Origin of the sequence: Varibaculum sp., from assembly GCF_008661855.1 — a bacterium.
Taxonomy (GTDB): Bacteria; Actinomycetota; Actinomycetes; order Actinomycetales; family Actinomycetaceae; genus Varibaculum; species Varibaculum timonense_A.
Genome location: NZ_RPZY01000002.1, coordinates 21,752 through 43,589, shown reverse-complemented (window position 1 = coordinate 43,589; position 21,838 = coordinate 21,752). Strand labels below are relative to the sequence as shown.

General features: G+C 50.8%; 16 protein-coding genes. 9 read left to right on the top strand and 7 right to left on the bottom strand.

What is annotated here, in order from left to right:
* Positions 1-28: 28 nt before the first annotated feature.
* Together QZT94_RS00175 and purB are read right to left on the bottom strand one after the other, a co-directional pair.
* On the bottom strand, positions 29-769 hold the full coding sequence (locus tag QZT94_RS00175) for a hypothetical protein (protein WP_296773077.1): 741 nt from the start codon (positions 767-769) through the stop codon (positions 29-31).
* A 236-nt stretch (positions 770-1,005) separates the two neighbouring features.
* Positions 1,006-2,442, bottom strand: coding sequence for an adenylosuccinate lyase (gene purB / locus QZT94_RS00170; protein ID WP_296761183.1), 1,437 nt, complete (start codon positions 2,440-2,442; stop codon positions 1,006-1,008).
* Between the two features lie 80 nt (positions 2,443-2,522).
* Here purB and hisC point away from each other — a divergent pair, with 80 nt between their 5' ends.
* Positions 2,523-3,578, top strand: a complete 1,056-nt coding sequence (gene hisC / locus QZT94_RS00165) for a histidinol-phosphate transaminase (protein ID WP_296761181.1) — start codon at positions 2,523-2,525, stop codon at positions 3,576-3,578.
* 131 nt (positions 3,579-3,709) lie between these two features.
* Here hisC and QZT94_RS00160 read toward each other — a convergent pair whose 3' ends face one another.
* The 3 genes from QZT94_RS00160 to QZT94_RS00150 form a co-directional block, all read right to left on the bottom strand.
* Positions 3,710-4,426: a hypothetical protein gene (locus tag QZT94_RS00160; RefSeq protein WP_296761179.1), complete on the bottom strand. Its 717-nt coding sequence runs from the start codon at positions 4,424-4,426 to the stop codon at positions 3,710-3,712.
* Positions 4,427-5,962 carry a hypothetical protein gene (locus tag QZT94_RS00155; RefSeq protein WP_296761177.1) on the bottom strand — a complete coding sequence of 512 codons (1,536 nt, stop codon included), beginning with the start codon at positions 5,960-5,962 and terminating at the stop codon, positions 4,427-4,429.
* Positions 5,963-6,119: 157 nt separating this feature from the next.
* Positions 6,120-7,538, bottom strand: coding sequence for a glutamate-1-semialdehyde 2,1-aminomutase (locus QZT94_RS00150; RefSeq protein ID WP_270626004.1), 1,419 nt, complete (start codon positions 7,536-7,538; stop codon positions 6,120-6,122).
* Positions 7,539-7,687: 149 nt separating this feature from the next.
* Here QZT94_RS00150 and QZT94_RS00145 point away from each other — a divergent pair, with 149 nt between their 5' ends.
* The 3 genes from QZT94_RS00145 to QZT94_RS00135 are packed head-to-tail and all read left to right on the top strand — an operon-like array spanning position 7,688 to position 8,674.
* A complete protein-coding gene (locus QZT94_RS00145) occupies positions 7,688-7,900 on the top strand; it encodes a DUF4244 domain-containing protein (RefSeq protein WP_072510443.1) in 213 nt (70 codons plus the stop codon).
* Position 7,901: 1 nt separating this feature from the next.
* Entirely contained in the window at positions 7,902-8,306 is a 405-nt protein-coding gene (locus QZT94_RS00140) for a TadE/TadG family type IV pilus assembly protein (RefSeq protein ID WP_270626003.1), read from the top strand.
* Complete coding sequence (locus tag QZT94_RS00135; RefSeq protein ID WP_270626002.1) at positions 8,303-8,674, top strand: Rv3654c family TadE-like protein; 372 nt, start codon at positions 8,303-8,305, stop codon at positions 8,672-8,674. Before QZT94_RS00140 ends, QZT94_RS00135 begins: the two co-directional genes overlap by 4 nt.
* Before the next feature lie 165 nt (positions 8,675-8,839).
* On the opposite strand, the gene QZT94_RS00130 is transcribed toward QZT94_RS00135, so the two are convergent.
* Positions 8,840-11,176 (bottom strand): DEAD/DEAH box helicase, encoded by a 2,337-nt coding sequence (locus QZT94_RS00130; protein WP_296761175.1) that lies wholly within the window; start codon positions 11,174-11,176, stop codon positions 8,840-8,842.
* A gap of 96 nt (positions 11,177-11,272) precedes the next feature.
* On the opposite strand from QZT94_RS00130, the gene QZT94_RS00125 reads away from it, so the two are divergent.
* The 4 genes from QZT94_RS00125 (at position 11,273) to QZT94_RS00110 (ending at position 16,469) form a co-directional block, all read left to right on the top strand.
* A complete protein-coding gene (locus QZT94_RS00125) occupies positions 11,273-12,187 on the top strand; it encodes a phosphatase PAP2 family protein (RefSeq protein ID WP_270626000.1) in 915 nt (304 codons plus the stop codon).
* A gap of 235 nt (positions 12,188-12,422) precedes the next feature.
* Positions 12,423-14,246, top strand: coding sequence for a ribonucleoside triphosphate reductase (locus tag QZT94_RS00120; RefSeq protein WP_296761173.1), 1,824 nt, complete (start codon positions 12,423-12,425; stop codon positions 14,244-14,246).
* Complete coding sequence (locus tag QZT94_RS00115) at positions 14,239-14,982, top strand: anaerobic ribonucleoside-triphosphate reductase activating protein (protein WP_296761171.1); 744 nt, start codon at positions 14,239-14,241, stop codon at positions 14,980-14,982. The genes QZT94_RS00120 and QZT94_RS00115 overlap by 8 nt, the downstream gene beginning before the upstream one ends.
* A 134-nt stretch (positions 14,983-15,116) precedes the next feature.
* Positions 15,117-16,469, top strand: coding sequence for a hypothetical protein (locus QZT94_RS00110; RefSeq protein WP_072510437.1), 1,353 nt, complete (start codon positions 15,117-15,119; stop codon positions 16,467-16,469).
* A 90-nt stretch (positions 16,470-16,559) separates the two neighbouring features.
* Here QZT94_RS00110 and topA read toward each other — a convergent pair whose 3' ends face one another.
* Positions 16,560-19,262 (bottom strand): type I DNA topoisomerase, encoded by a 2,703-nt coding sequence (gene topA / locus QZT94_RS00105; protein WP_296761169.1) that lies wholly within the window; start codon positions 19,260-19,262, stop codon positions 16,560-16,562.
* A gap of 668 nt (positions 19,263-19,930) precedes the next feature.
* Here topA and QZT94_RS00100 point away from each other — a divergent pair.
* On the top strand, positions 19,931-21,697 hold the full coding sequence (locus QZT94_RS00100; RefSeq protein WP_270625995.1) for a hypothetical protein: 1,767 nt from the start codon (positions 19,931-19,933) through the stop codon (positions 21,695-21,697).
* The last annotated feature ends 141 nt before the right edge of the window (positions 21,698-21,838 follow it).

The following is a 21,838-nucleotide window of genomic DNA, read 5'->3' as shown; positions in this document are numbered from 1 at the left end:
CGTGCGGAGCACGCGGATCCTGTGCCGGCTAAGGGGTACCTTCGGGTGGGCTTGTATCGCATGGTACCGTGGTGGGTGCGTTAGTTGGCGGCGGGGTGGGACGGGAATCTAGAAGTTTGAAGTCCCCTGCCTGGGGTGCGGTGAACTGGTGGAGAGTTAAGCGCGGATTGAAGTCTTGTTTTACCGCTGTCGGGTCGATAACCAGCTTCTTGATTTCCACGTATTTGTCGAAAACGTTATTTTCAAGCACGGTGGAAAAGTCGTAGTCACACCCGGCCTTTACCCTTAATGCTCCGTATAGTTCGTCATCAAGTTGTACCAAAAGCCAGCCGTAAGTCTTCTTTACGTTGTCGTTAAAGTGGTAGCTTCCTGCTAAACCGAAACCGGTGTTTACTACCGCTTCTCGAATAAAACGATAGTTTGCGTTCGCCGCGGCATCAAAGGTGTACATATAGCCGCCAGCGTTAGGATTTTTGTAGCTACCGGCGGTAGCGAAGGGACTGTTTTCAGAGTCAGAGATGGTTAAGAACCAATCTTTCCCAGCGGGCAGCTTCTTGATGCTTACATTCTCGTGCCCAAGCTGATCAGTGCCGATGCAACCAGTCAGAAACTTTGGAGTGTTAGCTACCGAAGTGGTTACGCCGTCTTTGTTTGCCACTGGCTGCTCTTGTAGGTTGTTAGCCGCTGAGGCTGCTAAGAGACCGGCAGGAATTAGTGCCGCTGCGCACATCCCAGATACTAGGGTCTTTGCGAAGTTATTAAGTCTCATTTTTCAATCCCTCATCTGTCGCGGAGCCTTAAGTGGGAACGCTCCAATAAATGATGACAGTCCCAATCTTACCGCATGGTCACTAAAAAGCCAGCTGATAATTGTCTAATCTAAGTGAGATGCGCCACATACGCCTGTAACCAGGAAAAATGCTAAAAACGTATCCCTAAAAATCCGATATTTTCGCAAGAAAAGCTAAATCTCGTTTACTTACCACCTGGTAAGTTTTTGTTATATTAGATGTTCCCTACCGCCAGTTCGCTAGCGTAACCAATATAATTATCGGGCCGCAGAGCCAACAGGCGTGCCTGCGCGTCCTCAGGCAGACCTAAGGAAACCACAAAATCTCTCATTGTCGCCTCATCAACCCGGTTATCCCGAGTAAGTTCCTTTAACCGCTCGTAAGGGTTATCCATACCGGCAGTGCCAGCTAAGCCCTCTACCCGCATTACCTGCTGCACGGCCTCGCCCAAAACTTCCCAGTTCTGATCGAGGTCACGTTTCATAACCTGGTCAGCTACGTCCAACCCGCGAAGCCCGCCAGCTAGGTTGTTTAGGGCAAGCAGAGAATGCCCAAGCGCAACCCCAATATTGCGTTGAGTAGAAGAATCAGTTAAATCCCGTTGTAAACGGGAAGTAACTAAAGTCGCGGACAACGTCTCTAGTAGGGCAGATGAAATCTCTAGATTAGCTTCCGCGTTCTCAAAACGAATCGGGTTTACCTTATGGGGCATAGTAGAAGAGCCGGTCGAGCCTTGCCCGGCCAGGTTCTGATGGAAGTAACCCATCGAAATATAGCTCCAACAATCGGTAGCCAAATTATGCATAATCCGATTTGCCCGACTGATATCGCTATAAAGCTCACTTTGCCAATCATGAGACTCAATCTGGGTAGTAAGCGGATTCCACTGTAGCCCCAGGTGCTCTACGAATGCCTTAGCAAGAAGCGGCCAGTTAGCAGAGGGAACCCCGACCTGATGAGCAGCCCAAGTCCCAGTAGCGCCGTTTATCTTCCCCAGATATTCCGTGTTTTCAATCCGGCGAATCTGGCGTCGCAAACGATGAGCAAAAACTGCAATCTCTTTACCTAAAGTAACCGGAGTAGCAGGCTGACCGTGAGTATGTGCCAACATGGGAACATCAGCTGCGCTGCCGGCCAGCTCGTCAAGTTGTTCTACCAGGCTAAGCAGTTGAGGAAGCCAAACATCGCTAACTGCGCCCTTAATGCAAATCCCGTAGGACAGGTTGTTAATATCTTCGGAAGTGCAAAAAATGTGCACTGCCGCTAGATAGCGAGGCAAATCGGTGTTGGCAATCTGCTCACCTGCCCGGCGCAAGCGCTCTTGCAGGAAATACTCCACCGCTTTCACATCGTGTCTAGTTTCCGCCTCAATGCGTTTAAGTTCGCTAACCTCTTCGCTGCCAAAGCTAGCAACTAGCTCTCTCAGGTAGCGTTTTTCGTCCTCGTTAAAAGGCGTAACCCCTGTCAATATCTGGTTCTCGGCTAAGAAAATCAGCCACTCGACCTCTACCAGTAGCCGAGCTCGGTTTAGAGCCGGTTCAGACAGGTAGTTGGTGAGCGCTGCCACCTGCGAGCGGTAGCGTCCATCGAGCGGACCTAAAGCAATATCGGATTTAGCGAAATCAAAACAGTTATCAAAGCGCATCTGCATATCTCCTATTATGGCACGTATTCTGGCATACAATCTGGGACGAGGGCGCAAGGAACGCTAAAAAAGAGCAAACTAAGAATATGAGCCAGGTGAAATTTCGCGAGGTACTAGCTAAGCTTCCCGCCTATGTTGCCGGGAAAGGTGACGGTCATAAAACCGTGAAGCTGTCCAGTAATGAACTGCCCTTTTTGACCGCACCGCAAATAATTCAGGCTGGTCAATATGCCCTTAAAGATGCGAATCGCTATCCCAGTGCCACCGGAGCTGGTCTGGTAGAAAAACTCGCATCACGCTATCAGCTTCCAAACAATCAGGTGGTGGTAGGGTCTGGTTCTATCCAGGTTCTCGCGAATGCTCTAACTGCCGTGGCACAAAGCGGAAAAAACGTGGTTTACGGGTGGCGTTCCTTTGAGGCCTACCCGATTCTAGTGGGGATAACTGGAGCTTCCTCGCGGCAGATTCCCTTAACCGCTCAGGGCAGACACGACCTAGATGCGATGAAAGCAGCGGTGGACGGCGATACTGCGGCGGTTATTCTTTGTAGCCCCAATAACCCAACGGGAACTTCCCTGACCGAAAAAGAAGTCCGGGATTTTCTAGCCGAGATTCCCCCATCGGTGCTGGTGGTATTAGATGAGGCCTATTTTGAGTTCGATACCTTAAAAGGTCACGTTGATGGGGCTCGACTGCTCGCTGAGTTTTCTAATCTGTTAGTGCTGCGCACCTTTTCTAAAGCCTACGGCCTGGCCGGTCTGCGTTGCGGTTATGGTTTAGCCAGTCAGGAAATAGCAGAGGCAATCCTAAAAGTTTCCACCCCATTTGCTTTGAGTGCGGTAGCTGAGGCCTGTGCAGTGGCGGCGCTTGCGGACGAACAAAAAATGCGCTGCCAGGTACAAGAGATAATTCAAGAACGTGAACGGGTAGTTAGCCGAATGCGCGAGGCGGGATGGAATATCCAAGATTCGGGTGGGAACTTTATTTGGTTTCCTGGCAAGGTGGGCGAGAAGATACTTGCGGCTGCCTTAGCGCAGGGGATACAAACGCGCGGTTTTCCCGAGGGCGTGCGGGTCACCATTGGATTGCGACAGGAAAATGATCAGTTCTTGGCGGCAATCAGTCAGGTCGAACCAGGTTAGTAGCAGAGGTATTTAGCTGCGGTATCGAGGCTGGTAGCCGCGTAGTTATAAACTCTGATTTATCTGCTGTGTTCGCGTGGCTCATTAAGAGAGTTGCCGGTGTACGGCGTTAATGTTCTCGCCAGAGGGGGTTAGTCGCGAGCAAGCAGATGGCGGTAATCCCAAAATAAATCACGCCGCCAGTCGGCAACCGCCGGGTTTACCGCTATCACATGAGGGAAGTCTTGCTGAAGTTTTTCACTAAGTTCAGGAGGGATTTCTTGGGGCATGGCTAAGGAATCAACCAGGAAAAGTACCGGCCAAGTACCCGGCTTGAAACCGTAAAAATTGGCGCTTAAGGCAAGGAATCCCAGTCCCTTAGGTAGGGGCAACGCAGAGTTAATACTTTCAAGAAGTTTTTGGTGCGAGGGCGAGCAGGTGGTTACTTCCAAAGATTCTGAAGCGATTGCCGTTAAAGCGTCCTCAGTGGGAATCCCTGCTACCAGTTCATTTAAGCGTGAAATGTTGTGTGCTTCTAGGGTAATTTCATGTTTTCCGCCAGGATTTAATCGCGCGCCCAAATGATTTAACCCTTTTTGAGACAGGTCTTTTAGATGCTCACTTATTAGAGCGCCGATAGCTTTTTTAGTTCCGGTGGCTCGTAGCTGAGTCGAGTACACCAGTAAAAACTGAGAATCGTTTTCTACGATAGTTTGCCCACTGCTATAGACCGGGTAGGTGGCGAGGGCGCGCAGTAGCGGTTCGAGGCGACCGGTAGCTATCGTCATGTAAATGGCTTCATCAAGGGGCTGGTCTTTTTCGTGTTTTAAACGGTAATCGCGCCAGCGTGAACGTAAAAATCTGTTCATTTAAGGATGTAGACGCGAGTAAATAACTAATCCGACTCCAAAGAACCCGGCGGAACCTAAACCTAGGACAAAGACCGCTAGAGATGAGCTGCTAATCCACTGTTTAACAGCGGCATCGGTAGAACCGCTGGCAGCATGGAATTTCGGAGGATTAATTAAGCTGGAGATGCTGCTATTGTTATCAGCGCTAGAAGCATCGGGAGCTTGGGAGTCGGTAGCTTCCTGTGAATTTGAGGTGCTAGAAGAACCGGAGCCCGAGGGCGCATAACCAGGGGAAAGCGGGAAACCTTTGGAATGGTTCGGGACGCTGACCCCTAAACGGGATTGCGGATAAAGCGCGGCGATTAAATCTGTTCCCGTGGATTGTCTGCCGTTTTGACCCTGTAATCTAGCGGAGCTAGCAGAAGTAGAGGAGGCAAGATTCCTGTTACCGGAGTTCTGTCCGGATTGGGAAGGCAATCCGCCCTCACCGGGATTGCGAGGTGCAGTGGGGTGAGAGTCTGTGCCCGGATTTGTTGAGCCCCCTGGATTACTTGAAGGATGTTGCGGAGAGGTGGGTTCGCTTGAGGGAGCCGGGGAATCAGTTCCGGGACTGGGATTGCTGGGGTCTCGGGTGCCTGTGGGATTATCGGGGTTACCCGGAGTTGCCGGCTTGTCAGTAGAACCAGTGGAAGGCTTCGTGGAGGGGTCGGTCGAGGGGTCTGTACTGGGGTCAGTAGAAGGCTCGGTGGAAGGGTCGGTAGTGGGATCAGTAGTAGGACGAACTGCGTCCTCTATCTGGGAAGGTATTACCGCTTCTTTTCCAACGATAAAAGTGTAATCAAGGTAGGAGACGTACTGATTAGATGGCATATATTTATTCGTAGTCGTTGCCTTGATGCTTAGGGTGTAAAAGCCGGGCTCGGAGAAACTAAAAGACTGTGAGTATTCCTCTTGGCTTTTAATAGCAGGAAAAGCGTAAGGAGTTGCAAGCGTTCCAGCTTCAATATCTTTACTTTGAATACTTAGTGAAGCTGTGTTCGTGTAAAAACTAGCTTTGGTGACTTCGAAAGTAGTCGTGTAAGTCTTGCGTATTTTACTTGTTTTCCAAAGTAGGGTTGAGGCTTGCGGGTCAGACTTAAACAGAGCCCCATAGAAAATTTCGGCATTAATCGGGGTTGCTTGCTGTTTTGACTTTACACGTACGCAAGCAGCAAGTTTATCTTTAGATTGAACTTTACTGGGATCGATAAATATCCCGGTATCGTTAAACTTCGTGGATTGCGCCATCCCCAGGTAAGTCGATTTCTTTTCAGTAGAATACCCCAGATAGATAGGGGTGTTACCGAGTGAATGATTCTCTAATTGATCACCATTTGGGCAATGCTGTTTAGCCCAGTCATCCAAGTTCGTAGCTTGTTTAGCAGATGATGAAGTGGTGGGAGTTGGGCTAGTGGTCGCCTGGGCGAGGGAAGCAGAATAAAAGCCAACGCATAGCGGCGCTGCCGCCACGAACGCTGTGGCAGCAAAACTGCTGACTTTACGCAGAAGGCTCATAGTTAATCGGAACTTTCCTACCCAACCGATATTTACACTCTTAGTATAGCACAAGATTAAAGATTAGCGATAGAACTTTAATGGAGTTTAGGGATTATTTAATTTCACCCTGCGATAATGGTGTCTCGATTAAAACTGCCCATAAAAAAGTCTTAACCTAACGGTCATCATCTTCAGCATCGCGGGCGGCTTCCATAGCAGACGGTAACGCCGATAAAATCCGTCCAACTGCCCGATCATCGTGAGCGGCCGAAACAAACCAGGCTTCAAAACCAGAAGGCGGTAACGCGATATTTTGTTCTTCCATAGCGTGGAAGAAAGCGCGGTAACGGAAAGTCTCTTGCGCGTTAGCCTGTTCGAAATTGTGTACTCCGTGTTCTGCGGGTTGTTGCCCAAAAAATACCGAGAACAACGAGCCAGCACGGTTCACTTTTAGCGCCACCTCTGCCTGCTCAGCTTCTTGTTCAATGGCACGCGAAATCACATCTGCTACAGCCGCAGTGCGCGCATATACGGCGTGGTCGGCGAGCTCCAGAGTTTTTAATCCAGCTGCGGTTGCCAAAGGATTACCCGAAAGGGTACCCGCCTGATAAACCGGTCCCAGCGGAGAAAGGTGTTCCATAATTTCACGCGATCCGCCTAAAGCTGCCAGCGGCATCCCTCCCCCAATCACCTTGCCGAAAGTGAAAATATCAGGAATAAAATCTAAGTTTTTAAGTTGTTGGATATGCCAAGCTGCGCGTGCGTCCTCATCGGAAAAATCAGGAAGCTTAGCTGGTAAATCAACCCAATAATCATTTTGCAATCCCCAATATCCGCTAGGTCCAACCCGAAAACCGGTGAGAACCTCATCGGTAATCATTAACGCACCATATTTTCTGGTGAGGGCGCGAATGTGCTGGTTAAATCCGGGTAGTGGGGGTACTACCCCCATATTGGCGGGGGAAGACTCACAGATAACTGCCGCGATTTGTTCGCCCTTAAGCTCGAAAGTCTCGGTGAGGGCATCAAAATCGTTATATGGCACAACTATAGTTTCGCTAGCTACCGCGGCGGTTACTCCCGCCGAGCCGGGAAGCCCTTGGGTTGCAACCCCCGAACCGGCAGCCGCAAGTAGACCATCGGAGTGACCGTGATAGCAACCCGCGAACTTTACAATCAGGTCGCGTCCGGTAACTCCCCGCGCCAAGCGAATCGCGGTCATAGTGGCTTCCGTACCGGTAGAAACCATTCTTACCTGCTCGCAAGAGGGCATCCGGGCAGTGATAGCTTGCGCTAGTTTTGTTTCCGCAACCGTAGGGGCTCCAAAAGATAAACCTTTAACGGCACAATCTTGAACTGCCTGTACCACCTGGGGACAAGAATGCCCCAGCAGAGCCGGCCCCCAAGAGCACACCAAATCCACAAAAGTATTGCCCTCTTCATCGCGCACATACGGGCCAAAGGCTTCTTTAATGAAATGGGGAGTTCCTCCCACGGATCCGTAGGCGCGAACGGGAGAGTTTACCCCGCCGGGAATCATCTCGCGTGCCTGGGCAAATAGTTCTTTATCGGATTGGTTTGCTTGCTTACTCATGCGCCTATTATCGCTCACAAGTCCCCAAAGGGTGATAATCACCGGCTGTGCTTAAACAATTATTTGAACTTCGCTTAAATATCTAAATCCCTGGCATCGTGGTTTTAACCGCAGACCGATAGCGGTCTGGGGAGGAAGAAAGGGGAGAAATGAAAGATTTAGCGTTGCGCATATTGGCTTGGGCGCAAACTCGGCAAGCGGTGGAGCGACTGCGAAACGAAGAGGACGGAATGACTACCGCAGAATATGCAATCGGAACCTTAGCTGCGGCCGCTTTTGCCGCTTTATTAATGGCTGTAATTAAGGGAGGGGGGATAAAAAGCGCTTTAACTGCGATTATTAAACAGGCGCTCTCGATTTAAAGTGAATAAATTAGTTCAGAAGCATCTGTGGTCGGCGCAGCAAAAGCAGTGGCTGCGCCGACTATGGCAACTTTGCCTAGCTAGTGAGGGTGGCTATGCCACGGTAGAGACTGCACTTACGCTTCCCGCACTGCTGGCGGTGGTGGCTCTCGCCTTAGGGGTATCAGCCGCTGGAGCAGCGAAAGTACAGGCGTGTGACGTGGCGCGCGTGGCAGCGCGCGCCGAAAGTATCGGCACGCCTTATAGGGCGGGAAATACGGTGTCAGTAACCGTGGATAGTTCCGACAAATGGGTAAAGGTTACTGCCCGGAAACATTTAGTTGGACAGGCAAAACTATTACCGGCACTAACTTGTAGTGCCAGCGCTCTTAAAGAACCAGAACTTGCTATGGGGATTGAACGGTGAAAAAGACTCCGAGTAACTCTAGAGCTCTAGAGGAAGGTTCCGCCACCATTTGGGCAGTGGGATTTATATGTTTACTGGTGGCATTAGTGGCAGGAATCGCGGTATTGAATGGAGCATTGGCAGCGAAAGCCCGTGCCCAAACAGGTGCCGATTTTGCGGCTTTAGCTGCCGCCAGCGCCCACTTTTATGGCAGTGAAACCTCCCCTTGCGTCCTAGCTGAACAAGTTGCACATCAAAATCAAGTTGCTTTAGATTCCTGTGAACTGGGCGAAAAGGACGTGCGAGTACAGGTGAGCGTTAGCGCCCTTTCCAACTGGCAGGTCTCGGCACATTCTAGAGCCGGTCCGGTGAAATATAACTGGCATTAGCCACTAACGGCGCATACCTTGTAAATGCGGACAGTAATAGCGGTTATAAGTCGTTATTTAGCGGGCGGCAAGCAGGGGATTGGCGGGAAATAGCCCTAAATCAGGGCGCAGCTAGATGAGATTTCTAGGCAGCAAAAGGTTGTGACCCCAGAAAAACTCTCCTGGTTAGCTGATGGTTTCATAAAAGCTCTCGCGCAGGTACTCCAGAAGGTCGCGAGCCCCTGATTTAGAAAGCATTTCGTTGCCATTGCCGCATTTAGGCGAATGAATACACCGAGGACACCCCTGGGTGCAGGAACACTGCGCGACCTGTTGATAGGTTAAATCCAGCCAGGAGGATAACTGATGAAAGCCGTGGCGCGAAAAACCAGCTCCCCCCAAAGTGCCATCATAGATAAACACTGTTGGCAGGCCTGTCTGTAGGTGTTGCGTGAGTGAAAGTCCCCCCAAATCCCAACGGTCACAGGTCGCGACCAGGGGAAGCATTCCAATCAGGGCGTGTTCACCGGCATGTAAAGCCCCTGACAACAATTGCTGATCATCAAAATGTAAGTGCTTAATAACCTCTTCATTCAAGGTGAAATAAGTGCCGGTAGTTTGAAACGCCCGGGTAGGGCAGTCCAATTGGAAAGTCGCCTGATATACGTGCCGGGGCAGACGCAGCAAATCAAAAGAGGTAACTGTGGTTTGAACCTCTATACGTCCATAATGCCAGCTGATACCCGCAGGAACACTAAGCGGATCTGCTTGCTCAGAAAGTATTGAAATGCTGGTGTCAGTATTTGGGCGAGTTCGCAGATTCTTTGGCCCCGCAACTACCTCCGCTACGTCCTCTTCACGCCGTAAAACCTGCCAAACACGCCCTTGATGCACATAAATAGCGTCCGGATGTAAGACGCTATCTGCGCGTTTGCTATCAACCGTGCCCAGTACTTGCGCGCTCTGGGACTCAATAATCTGAACCTGTCCACTCTCGCCGCGGATTCTAACTTTTTCCCAAGGGGAAAACGGCTTGGTGATGTCAAAACAAAGTCCCCCGGGTCTAGCTATCAGTAATCCTTGTTCAAGTAGTTCCTTGGTCACCTGTTCGCTTGCTTGCCCAAATAGGTCAGCATCTTTACTGGTTAAAGGGCTCTCGGCGGCTGCGCATAAAAGCTGAGGAGCCAGTACAAACGGATTTTCGGTATCGAAAACTATAGTTTCTACCGGGCGGAAAATCTCTTCTGGATGGTGAGCCAAAAAGTCATCAAGGGGATTATCTGAAACCACAAAAATACCGATACCATCTTTACCAGCCCGCCCAGCTCTGCCTATTTGCTGAAAGAAACTGGCGCGCGTGCCCGGCCATGAGCAGGTAACAGTGCAGTCAAGACCGGAAATATCAATCCCCAGCTCCAAGGCAGATGTTGCCGACAATCCTTGCAGCTTCCCGCTGCGTAAATCCTTTTCTAGCTGGCGGCGCTCTTCAGGTAAATAGCCGCCACGATAGGCAGCAACTTTCGGCATCAAAAGAGGGTTACGGGTACTTAAATGGTCGCGCGCAAGTTGAGCTATAGTTTCCACCCCCTGCCGAGATGGCGCAAAAGTGATTACTCGCCCTCCGCAATTTACTAGCTCCGCCATTAGGCGAGCACTCTCCCAGATAGCAGGAAAACGTGGCTGATTTTCCTCATCTTCTACGGGGATTTTCCCTGGCTGCCACACCAATACCGTCCGGCTTCCCGAGCCGGAAGTGTCGCGGTCAATGACCCGCAGGGTACGCCCTCCTCCTAAAAGATTACGTCCGTGAACTGCCGGATTGGCGGTAGTTGCCGATAGCAGCGCAAAAGTTGGCTGCGCATGATACAGGCGGGCGAGGCGGCGCAAGCGCCGCAAAATCAAGGCTACGTTAGCGCCTAATACGCCCCGATAATAGTGAGCCTCATCAATAATCACCAGGGACAGACCGCGCAGGAACGGTCGCCAAAGCTGGTGTGAGCGCAAAATAGCAAAATGTAAATAATCGGGGTTAGTGAGCACAATATCGGCGTGAGTGCGTGCCCACTTTTTCACCGGGGAAGAAGAATCGCCATCTACTGGCGCAATCTGCAAATATAGATTTGCTTGCCCATTCCACTGGGTTAAAGTAGTTGCCTGGTCGCGGGCAAGTGCCTTGGTGGGCGCAATATAAAGAGCCGTAGGCGAGACGTTATCGAGACAACTGTCGCCTGGGTTAGCGCCTTCGCGCCGCGCCAAGAACGCCAGCCAGGCGGCTAAAGATTTGCCCGATCCTGTTCCGGTAGTAAGGATTACGTCCCCACCCTCATGTAGAGTGTTTGCGCAGGTTGCCTGATGTTCCCATAGTTTTTCTATCCCATTTTGAACAAAACTATTACGCAGGTTTTCGCTAACCCAAGGTGGCCAAGGAGCAAAACTGGCTCTTTGAGCGGGCAGGGTCTTTTCATGCAGTAACTGTTCAACGTTTAAGGAACGCAAGTGCGCTAACAAATCCGAGATAGCCACCAGCGCCTCCTTTTACTGCAAGATAGTTGGATAACATTCGTTGGTAGGTACTTGCTGATTGTAGAAATCTAGCAGGTGACAAAATAAGGTTAAACCATGAATAGCAGGTCGGAAAGTAATCTAACGCCAGGTTATGTGCGTCGTTTTTCAGCATCCTGTGCCGCCGCAATGCTGTTAGTGCTCTGTTATTTCATATTTGTTTGCACTCGCACCGGTCAGGTAGTGGACACTTTGACGATGTTTACCCTCTCCGATTTGAACGCTTCTTTCGCTTCCTGGGATCAGGTGTTACTGCGGGAGTGGTACTGGTTTATTTTGGCGCCTTTAATCGCGGCTGCGGTAATAGTAGCACTTTTCAGGCGGCGTTTCGCGTTAGGGGTACGAATGTTGATAATGGTGGTGGCGGCGACAGTTACTACCCAGGTGCTTAAACATATGCTGCTTTCTCGTCCGGCGCTAGGGGTCACCTACTATATGACTAACTCTTTCCCCTCTGGTCACACTACGGCGGCGGGGGCTGCTGCCGTAGCTTTGGTAATGGTTTCGGCTTCTAAGTGGCGCGAGCTGGCTACCTACCTGTCGGCTCTAGTGTTGTTCCTGGTGGCGCTGGCGGTGATTGTGGCGCGTTGGCATCGCCCCTCGGATGTTTTCGCCGCAATTTGTGTGGTTACAGTTTTTGCGCTCCTACTTTCACCGCTTGAGCTTGGTGATGAACGTGGTCAGCGGGCATTGGGGCGAGGACGAATCTTGACTGTGCTGGCAGCGGTAGTAGCTCTGCTGGGGGTAGTAATAGTCAGCCACTGTTATTTCAGGCTTACCTCGGGGCAAGGCTACTTCACGGCGGGTACGGTTACCAGCGATTTGAGTCGCCTGGCTGCCTCGCGCCACCCGCTCGCTCTCGCCCTGAGTGCAGGAACGGTGCTCGCCCTGCTGGGGGTCTGCTGGATTTTTGTTTTTGAAGTGGCGAGGGCGGGGTTGCGACCTGTGAAAAACCCCTCCTCTACCGCCTAGGGCTTTATACCTAAACCGTTTGTGCAGGTAGATGAAAGTCGTATTCTAAAATGCTGCCTTCATTTGCGTCGTAGCCTGGGAATATGAGAGAAATCTTGAAACCACAATATCTAGTGGTTAGCATTTAGGAAACCTACTATATCTCGTGTGTCGCTGCTTCCCTCGCTCTGATTGCACCTATAGTCGGTAACAGTGGCTAAAAAGCCCCAGAGCTGAAGGAAAAAAGAAGGAAAAAATGGCACCCCAAACTCAAGATAAAAACTTGGTTAATCCTGCTCAAACCGTTAATGAGTATCTATCCAAAGCTGATTGGCGGGTAAACGCAAACGCAAATCAGGGATACTCCCTAGGGGGAATGATTCTCAACTCTGCGGGAAAAATTATCGCTAACTACTGGTTAAACGAGATTTATACACCCGAAATTGGAAAGGCGCACCGCGAGGGCGACTACCATATCCACGACCTAGATATGTTTGCCGGGTACTGTGCCGGTTGGTCTCTAAAGCAGCTATTACAGCAAGGATTTAACGGGGTTCCAGGAGCAATTGCCTCGAATCCTCCCACCCATTTTTCCTCCGCCTGCGGGCAAATCGTAAACTTCCTGGGAACTTTGCAAAACGAGTGGGCTGGCGCCCAGGCATTCTCTAGCTTCGACACCTATATGGCTCCATTTATCCGCAAAGATAACCTGGATTACCAGCAGGTTCGCCAATGTATGCAAGAACTGATTTACAACCTGAACGTGCCTAGCCGCTGGGGCAGCCAATGTCCTTTCACTAACCTCACTTTTGATTGGACTTGCCCCGATGACCTCGCAGATGAAAACCCCCTGATTGGTGAGGAATTAATGGATTTCACTTATGGGGATTTGCAAGCAGAAATGGACATGATTAACCGGGCATTTATCGAGGTAATGACCGGCGGGGACGCTGATGGACGGGTGTTCACTTTCCCTATTCCCACCTATAACATCACCCCCGATTTTGATTGGGATTCCCCCAACACCGAGCGCCTGTTCGCCATGACCGCTAAATACGGTTTGCCCTACTTCCAGAACTTCCTGAACTCTGACCTGGATCCCCATATGATTCGCTCCATGTGCTGCCGTTTGCAGCTAGACCTGCGCGAACTCTTAAAACGAGGCAATGGGTTGTTCGGTTCAGCAGAACAAACCGGCTCCTTGGGGGTTGTGACCATCAATATGGCGCGCCTTGGTCACCTCTATAAGGGGGATTTAAGTGGGCTTACCAAGCGCCTAGATTATCTAATCGACCTGGCCAGCCAGTCTCTAGAGAAGAAACGGGAAGTTATTTCCTGGCATATGGATTCCGGTCTTTTCCCCTATACCCGCCGCTACCTGGGCACTCTTGACAACCATTTCTCCACTATTGGGGTAAACGGAATGAATGAGATGGTGCGCAACTTTACCGATGACGCGGAAGATATTACCGGCGAAGTGGGGCATAAAATCTGCGCTGACCTGCTAGATCATATTAGAGGTCGGATGGTGCAGCTGCAAGAAGAAACCGGGCATCTGTATAACTTGGAGGCAACGCCTGCCGAAGGCACTACCTACCGTTTCGCGAAAGAGGACGCCAAACGCTTCCCCGAAATTATCCAGGCCGGAACTAAGGATGCGCCCTACTACACCAACTCTTCGCAGCTTCCGGTAGGTTATACCGATGATCCTTTCCAGGCTTTGGAAGAACAGGTAGAGCTACAAGGTAAATACACTGGTGGAACCGTGTTGCATCTGTATATGGGGGAGGCAGTGAATTCGGCTGAATCCTGTAAGAACCTGGTGCGCAGGGCGCTCGCGAACTTTAAGCTGCCCTATATTACGGTTACTCCCACTTTCTCGATTTGCCCAGTTCATGGGTATTTGTCGGGTGAACATTTCGACTGCCCGAAGTGTGCCGCCGAAGGTAACCATGAGCAGCCCTGTGAAGTGTGGACTCGGGTTATGGGATATTTCCGTCCAGTGACTTCCTTCAACAAGGGCAAGAAGAGCGAATATGCAGAGCGCACGACTTTCTCGCAAGAGTTAGCCGGTGTCTGATTTTTCGCTGCCCTCCCAACCTAGTTTGTTAGGGCGAGCCCGCCAGTTAAATATCGCGGGGCTAGTGCCATTTTCTACTGTGGACTGGCCGGGAAAGATTGTGGCGAGCGTGTTTTGCCAGGGGTGTCCTTGGCGCTGTGTCTACTGTCAAAACTGCGAAATCTTAGATTTTTTAGTACCCGGCGCAGTCCCGTTTGCAGAGCTAGAGGAGTTACTAGGGCGCAGACAAGGTCTCCTGGATGGGGTAGTGTTTTCCGGCGGGGAAGCGCTAGCGCAGGCGGCGATAATCCCGGCAGCGCGCTGGGTGAAATCGCAAGGTTTCCAGGTGGGGCTGCACGCGGCGGGGGCTTATCCGACGCGCCTGCAAGAAATGTTGGCGGCGGGTTTGCTCGATTGGGTGGGGCTAGATATTAAAGCCTTACCCGCCGATTACCGGCAAGTAACTGGGGTAGCCGGCGCGCATAAGGCTTTCACCTGCCTAGATGTCGTGTTGTCCAGGGGTATCGACTACGAGGTACGCCTAACTGTTTACCCAGGGCACCCCGGAAAAGTGGTGGATTTGGCGCGAGATTTGGCGGCGCGAGGGGTAAAGAACTTTGCTTTACAGCAGGCGCGCGAGTTGGGAGCCTCTCCAGATTTTCAGGCGCAAGCTCAAGGTTGGGATAGCCAAGTAAAAACCTGGGCTAAGGAAATCGAAGATTTGGGATTTGAAAAGTTTTCTTTCCGTCCCGCTTAGGTGGGAAAGGGATTAAAACTCGTCCGCCGCGCCCGCTGCTTTCGGGTTTAACTGATTTATTAGGTAAGCGCTGTACGCCGCCATTAAATGCTAGTTAGAATAGGAGCAGTGTTTTCCCAACCTAAAGGTAAGCCATGACTGATAGTGATGATTTAAAGAAATTGCGCGAACGCGCATTAGCGCCCGAAACCGACGCAAATCAACTATTCGAGATATCTGCGCAACATCCCGAGGTTTATGCAGAGGTCGCGGCGAACCCGAACGCCTATCCAGACTTGCTCAATTGGTTAGAAAACGTGGGCGATGACCGGGTGAAAGCCGTAGTACAGGCGCGCCGTAACGGTCTATCGGGTTTAGAAGCCTTAGGGCAGGCAGGGCGAATCCCGGCATCTCCAGGTGCGTTTGAACCGGAAAGCTCACCAGATAGTGGACCAGAGCGGTCTAATCAGACGGGCTCATCTCATAGCGCTTTTGCTCCCCAGGAGGAAGCGGATGAGATAGACAACGCCCAAGAGGACGCGAACGATTACCCGCAGCCAAACGAGGAACAAACCCCGGAAAACACGGTAGTAGAACCGGAAGCCCTAACCGATATCGCAGCTGGTAGCAAAGAATCTACTGAAGGAAACGGTCTTGGTCAGGAGAGTGCAAACCAATTTGAGCTGGGAACCGAGACCCAATTAGCTGACGTAGATGCAACTCGGTTGGGAAGTCTGCCCCCTAGCGATTTTACGGTAGCTGCGTCCTCATATGACGAGTCTGCAACGCGCATGGTTCCCCCAGTGATGCCACCAGAGGCTTATTCTGCGCCAGGCTATTCCCCCAGACCTCGACAATCAATCATGACTACACCTGCGCCCAGCTATTCGCCCTATCCCGTTTATCCTGACCCGGCAGCGCAGAGCTATCCCCAGAGCGCTCCTATACAGCAGAAACCTAAGCGCAGTTGGGGGATAATTATTTTGACAGTGCTGCTGGTTTTCGCCTTGATTGGCTTAGCGATTGTGGGTACCTGGATTATTTCTTCAAAAGGACAGAGCGAAGGGCAGGCTGCTAGCGGTCAGTCTGAGAGTGCAACTACCCGTACCTCCACGGTGGTAGAAACCACGGTGACCAGCACTGAAAATCCCACACCAGCAGCTAGACCGATACCCGCCGATGCGGTTTACGAAAGTCATGGTTTCTTCACCCCCACCAAAAATATTGCTTGCCTGATGAATGGAGATTCAGTATATTGTCAGATAGGTGAACGGCAGTGGGAAAAAGGCTGTAATGACATCTGGGCAATTGAGCTAAACAGTAGCGGAGTAAATCAACATTGCGATCCTGGTAACGGAACCGATCCGCAAGTAGAAGCCAGTTATGGCACCACCTATTACAATGGCGACTACGCCTGTGAAGTCGGTCAATACACTGGCGTGGACTGTTGGAACTCAAAGACTGGTCGGGGTTTCACTATGCGTCAAGCCGAGCGCACTACCTACTAAGTTAGCTGAGGGCGCAAAGGAGGCGCTGAGGCGGAGCTGCCCCCCACCACGTTAGACGGACAATCCTGACTAATACTTACGGGACGTTACCTACTGTTCCTTTACGGTTTTAGCTGCGGATTTCTTGGCGGTAGCCCGTTTCGCGGTAGTTTTCTTGGCTGCAGTTTTCTTCGTAGTTTTCTTGGTGGTTTTGCGAGTCCCGCGTTTTTTAGCCGGTCCTTTCGCCCGCTTATCAGCTAGCAGCGTATAGGCCTGTTCAGCGTCAATATCTTCAATAGTGCTCGAACGCGGAACCGTCACATTGGTAGTGCCGTCCGTAATATAGGGACCAAAACGCCCGTCCTTAATCACTACCGGTTTGCCGGAGACTGGATCGGTTCCCAGTTCCTTTAACGGCGGTTTTGCAGTGCGAGCGCGCCGGGTCTTTGGTTGAGCGTAAATCTCTAAGGCTTGCTCGAGCGTGATTGAGAAAATCTGGTCTTCGGTTTCTAGCGAGCGCGAATCCGTCCCTTTCTTCAAATATGGGCCGTACCTGCCGTTTTGCGCAGTAATTTCGGTTTCGCTTTCGGGATCTTTGCCCACGATTCGCGGCAACGAAAGTAATTTCAAGGCATCATCTAGACCGACGCTCTCAATTGACATGGTTTTAAATAGGGAGGCGGTACGAGGTTTGGCACTCTTGGGGGCGTCCTCGGGTAATACCTCGGTAAAGTAGGGACCGTAGCGCCCGTTCTTTACTAAAATAACGTTCCCATTTTCGGGATCTTTACCCAGTTCCCGACCGGTATCTGCCGAAATCGTAAACAGTTCTGAAACTTTTTCGGCATTTAACTCGTCGGGGGCTAAATCCTCGGGGACTGAGGCGCGCTTGCCTTCTGCGTCCTCTAAATAGGGACCGTATCGTCCTACCCGCACGTTTATCCCTTTAAGTACCTGAATAGAGTTCAGGTCGCGGGCATCAATGTCCCCTAGACCTTCGACCGTATCTTTAAGACCACGTGCCCAAAATTCTCCGGAAGCGCCACCTCCAAAATAAAAGTGTGCCAATAGTTCTTTTCCGTCCCGTTCGCCGGCGGCTATCTGATCCAGGTAGCCCTCCATGGTGGCGGTGAAATCGTAGTCTACGAGGGAAGCGAGATTTTCTTCCAGGAGACGCACTACCGCGAATGCTTGCCAAGAGGGAATCAGGGCTTGCCCGGCGCGGCGCACATACCCGCGTTCAATAATTACCCCGATAGTCGAGGCATAGGTGGAGGGTCGCCCTACTCCGTTTTCTTCTAAGGTTTTCACCAAGGATGCTTCGGTATACCGTGGAGGCGGGCTGGTCACATGCGCTGCTTTTTCCCTGTCTACCTCGTTAAACGCTAGTTCTTGTCCCTCGCTTAGTTTGGGCAGAGCTGTGGAAGTGTCGCTGCTAGCGTAGCGGGATTTGTCTTTACCTTCTTCATAGGCGGCCAGGAAACCCCGGAAAGTAATCACGGTTCCCGAGGCGGTAAACACCAGTTCGTGAGGGGTGTTCTCTAAATTAATATGGGCGCTTACCCTAACTGTATCGGTAGTCCCGCTCGCATCATTCATTTGCGAGGCTAAGGTGCGTTTCCAAATCAGTTCGTAGAGGGCAGCTTGCTGGTCACTGAGCAAGGAACGCACCTGTTCAGGGGTGCGGAAATTATCTCCAGCGGGGCGAATCGCTTCATGGGCTTCTTGCGCCCCTTTGGCTTTTTTCGCATAAAAACGGGGTTTTTCGGGGATAGCGTCAGTGCCATAGAGGTTCTTTGCCTGACGGCGAGCAGCCGAGATTGCCTGGCTTGAAAGCGCCGTCGAGTCGGTACGCATATAGGTGATAAAACCGTTTTCGTAAAGATATTGCGCAACCGCCATGGTTTGCCGCGACGACATCCTTAGTTTTCGTCCGGCTTCTTGTTGGAGTGTAGAGGTAGTAAAGGGGGGTGCAGGACGTCGCGTATAGGGCTTTGATTCGATAGAAGTTACCTGGCAGGTGGGTTTTTGTTCTAAAGCCGCACAGAGTTTTTCCCACAGTGCCTGGTCCATCACCGTGGCTTGGCGTTTTAATTGTCCGTGGTCATCAAAGTCGCGTCCTAGTGCGAAGCGTACCCCATCCATTTCGAGGGCGCGGGCAGAAAAATCTTCCCCATTGGCGCTAAAAGTGGCGGTTAAATCGTAATAGTTGGCGGGTATAAAGGCGATGCGTTCGCGTTCGCGTTGTACTACCAGGCGGGTTGCTACCGACTGTACCCTGCCAGCGGATAGGTGGCGGGCAACTTTTCTCCATAGAATTGGGGATACTTCGTAGCCATATAGACGGTCTAGAATCCGGCGAGTTTCCTGAGCGGATACTAAATCGGTGTCAATATCGCGGGTGTTTTCGAGGGCGCGTTCAATAGCTTCTTGGGTTATCTCATGGAAAACCATTCTTTTTACTGGAATCTTGGGTTTAAGTACTTCCAGCAGATGCCAGGCAATCGCTTCTCCTTCGCGGTCTTCATCGGTTGCGAGGTAGAGTTCTTCAGCTTTCGCTAAATCTTTACGTAGGGTGGCTACCGTTTTCTTTTTGTCAGGATTAACCACATAGTAGGGCTGGAAGTTGTCATCTACATCAACCGCGAACTTCTTGTAACCGGTTTGTTTGAGTTTGTCTGGTAGGGCAGACGGTTGTGGCAAGTCCCTAATATGCCCCACTGAGGCTTCTACCTGGTAGTCAGCACCTAGGTATCCGCTAATAGTGCGAGCTTTAGCTGGAGATTCTACGATTACCAGTTTTTTAGCGCTCAAAGCTGCCACTTCCTTTTGGTTAATAACTCACCTTTATACCTTATATATACATTGCTTATGCCGAGGGGAAGCAAATGGTGTTTATGAGCGTGTCCATTTCTGGTAGCTAGTTTCGAGGTAAACATCATTTAACCAGCTAAGTTAGCGCCTTGTTAGCTCGTAGATGGAAAGAATTTCATAAAAGGAGCGAAAGATGAAAATAACTAAATGTTGTGAGGGCTTAACTGGTTAAGCCGTTTAGGTGAGTATGTACTCATGTGAGGAAGTTGTAGGGGTGGGACGACTGAGTTTCATTTAATTTAAGATGAGAGAATTGAAGATTACCGCTTATTTACGCAGGTGGCTACGTTTTTAGCATTAAAATCTTCATTAAACTATTCAAATGGTTAAAATTCGATATGACGGACTTCACAATATATCCCCAAGGTGCTGAAAAACCTGAAATTATCTGAAAACATTCTAATATTGCAGGTCAAACCTACTTTATGGTTGGTAAGTTTTCGCAAATAGTCCCTACCGGGTGTAAAACTTTCATTTTCAAACATTTTCGCTTTAAAGCATGTGCGTTTTCATGGATAATAGTTAATGAACGAAGCAAAGGAAGCGACGTTCACGGGAATCAAAGGATTTGATTTCCAAACCAGGAAAACGCAGAGAATGGATCTACGATGAAAACGTGGAAAGAGCACGCCAAGACTTTGGCCGTTGGTGTTCTAGTCGCCGGAGTAGTTGCCGCCGGGGTAAACCTAGCTGACGCAGCTACCTTTTTCACCGCAACCTCTACCACCGGTTCTGCCGTAGCCACTTCGAATGCGATTAATACCAACAACCGGGAAGAGGTTCGCGCCCGTTACCTCAGCGATATTGCCGATACCAACTACCCGGAAAGCCCCAATAATGGTGCCGACTCCAAGAATTGCCGGGCGGGGGTTGCTAATCCCACTACTGCCAACTCGGTAGCTCGCGCCCTAAACTATTTCCGGGGTTTAAATGGAGCCGAAGCGGTCAAAATGGATATGACTTCCGGACTGCAAGATTACACTCAGCAAGCCGCCCTTAATATGGCTGCCAATGGTCGCCTAACCCACTCGGTACAGAAAAACTCCAAATGCTACAGCCTTAAAGCTCAAACCGGAGCCTATATCTCTAATCTTTCTGATAGTGCCGGCCAGACTCCTGCTGAACAGATTCTTTGGTACTTCATTGATCCCTCCAACCTAGGTGCTTCCACTATGACCAAGGTTGGCTCTAATGACCGTCTCGGACACCGCATTGCCCTAATGGATCCCACTTTGGCTACCAGCTCCTACGGGAACGTTGATGGTTACAACGCGATAGTAGTTTCCGGAAATCACCTGGTAAGCACCCCTGATTTCAATAACAAACAAATCGCGAATGATAAAGCCTACAAGCCCGAAATTATGACTTGGCCTTCGGCTGGTTACTTCCCCTACCAACTACTGACCACCAATCGTGACGACCGTGATGATGTGGAACGTTGGAGCATTTCTTTCCGGGGTGAAAGCAAGTTTGACCGTCCTGACCTCTCTCAGGCTCGGGTACGGGTTACCGGTCCTAATGGCGCGGAAGTTCCGATTACCGTCCTCAGCAATGACCAAAACGGGAAAGGCCCGGGCACTTGGAACTACTACAACACCCTCCTAATCAAGATGGCGAAGATTACCGATCTTCCGGTGGGAACTGATGGCTCGCGTGACTACACGGTCAGCGTTTCCGGGATTAAGGGCGCAACTCGCAGCTCTTACACCTATACGGTAAAACTGTTCGACCCGATGATTTCCTCAACTCGCATGGCTCCGCAAATCAAGGTCTACGCTGCTCCCCGGGTTGCTCAGGGTGGATATTCCGAGCCGGCAAAGCTCGCGGTGCAGGGCTCTACCGGAATGAAATACCAGTGGCAGCGTTCCAAAGATGCCGGCAAGACCTGGGAGGACGTGAAAGACAAGTTCCGTATTCCCGACAGCCACACTTTCTATGGCACCGCAAATGATTTGGACTACGCTCCCGGTGCTCGCACCGAAGATAAATGGGGACTGCTGCGGTCTGCTCCGATTGCGAACCGTGCCGAGGCTGAGTCCTTACGCTTCCGCCTGAAGGTGACTAACCCGGTTGGAACTTCGATTTCTGAACCGATGAAGCTGGAATACTACGGATTCGATGAAGACAAGGTAATCCGCCAGGGTGACAAGCTGATTGCAAAGGTTAGCTTGCAGGGAAACAGCGACTCGGTGGCACGCCACAGTGATGTTATTTGGAAAGATCAGAACGATCAGAAAGTTGGAACTGGGGACACTTTGACTCTTACTCCCGAGATGAAGGGCAAGAAGATTCGTCCCACCGTTCAGTTCTGGCTCACTTCGTTCATGTCAGCTTCGCTTTACGAGTTGAAGCTACCTGCCTACTCCGTTGGGTAACTTGCGTTTTCTTAACCTAACGGTCCCGAGAGGAACCGCGTCCTTAGGGACGAGGACCTGGTTCCTCAACAATCTGTGAACCCAGTCGTTACCCAGTGATTGGCTTCAAAAATAAATAAATAGATTATTCTGGCTCCTAGG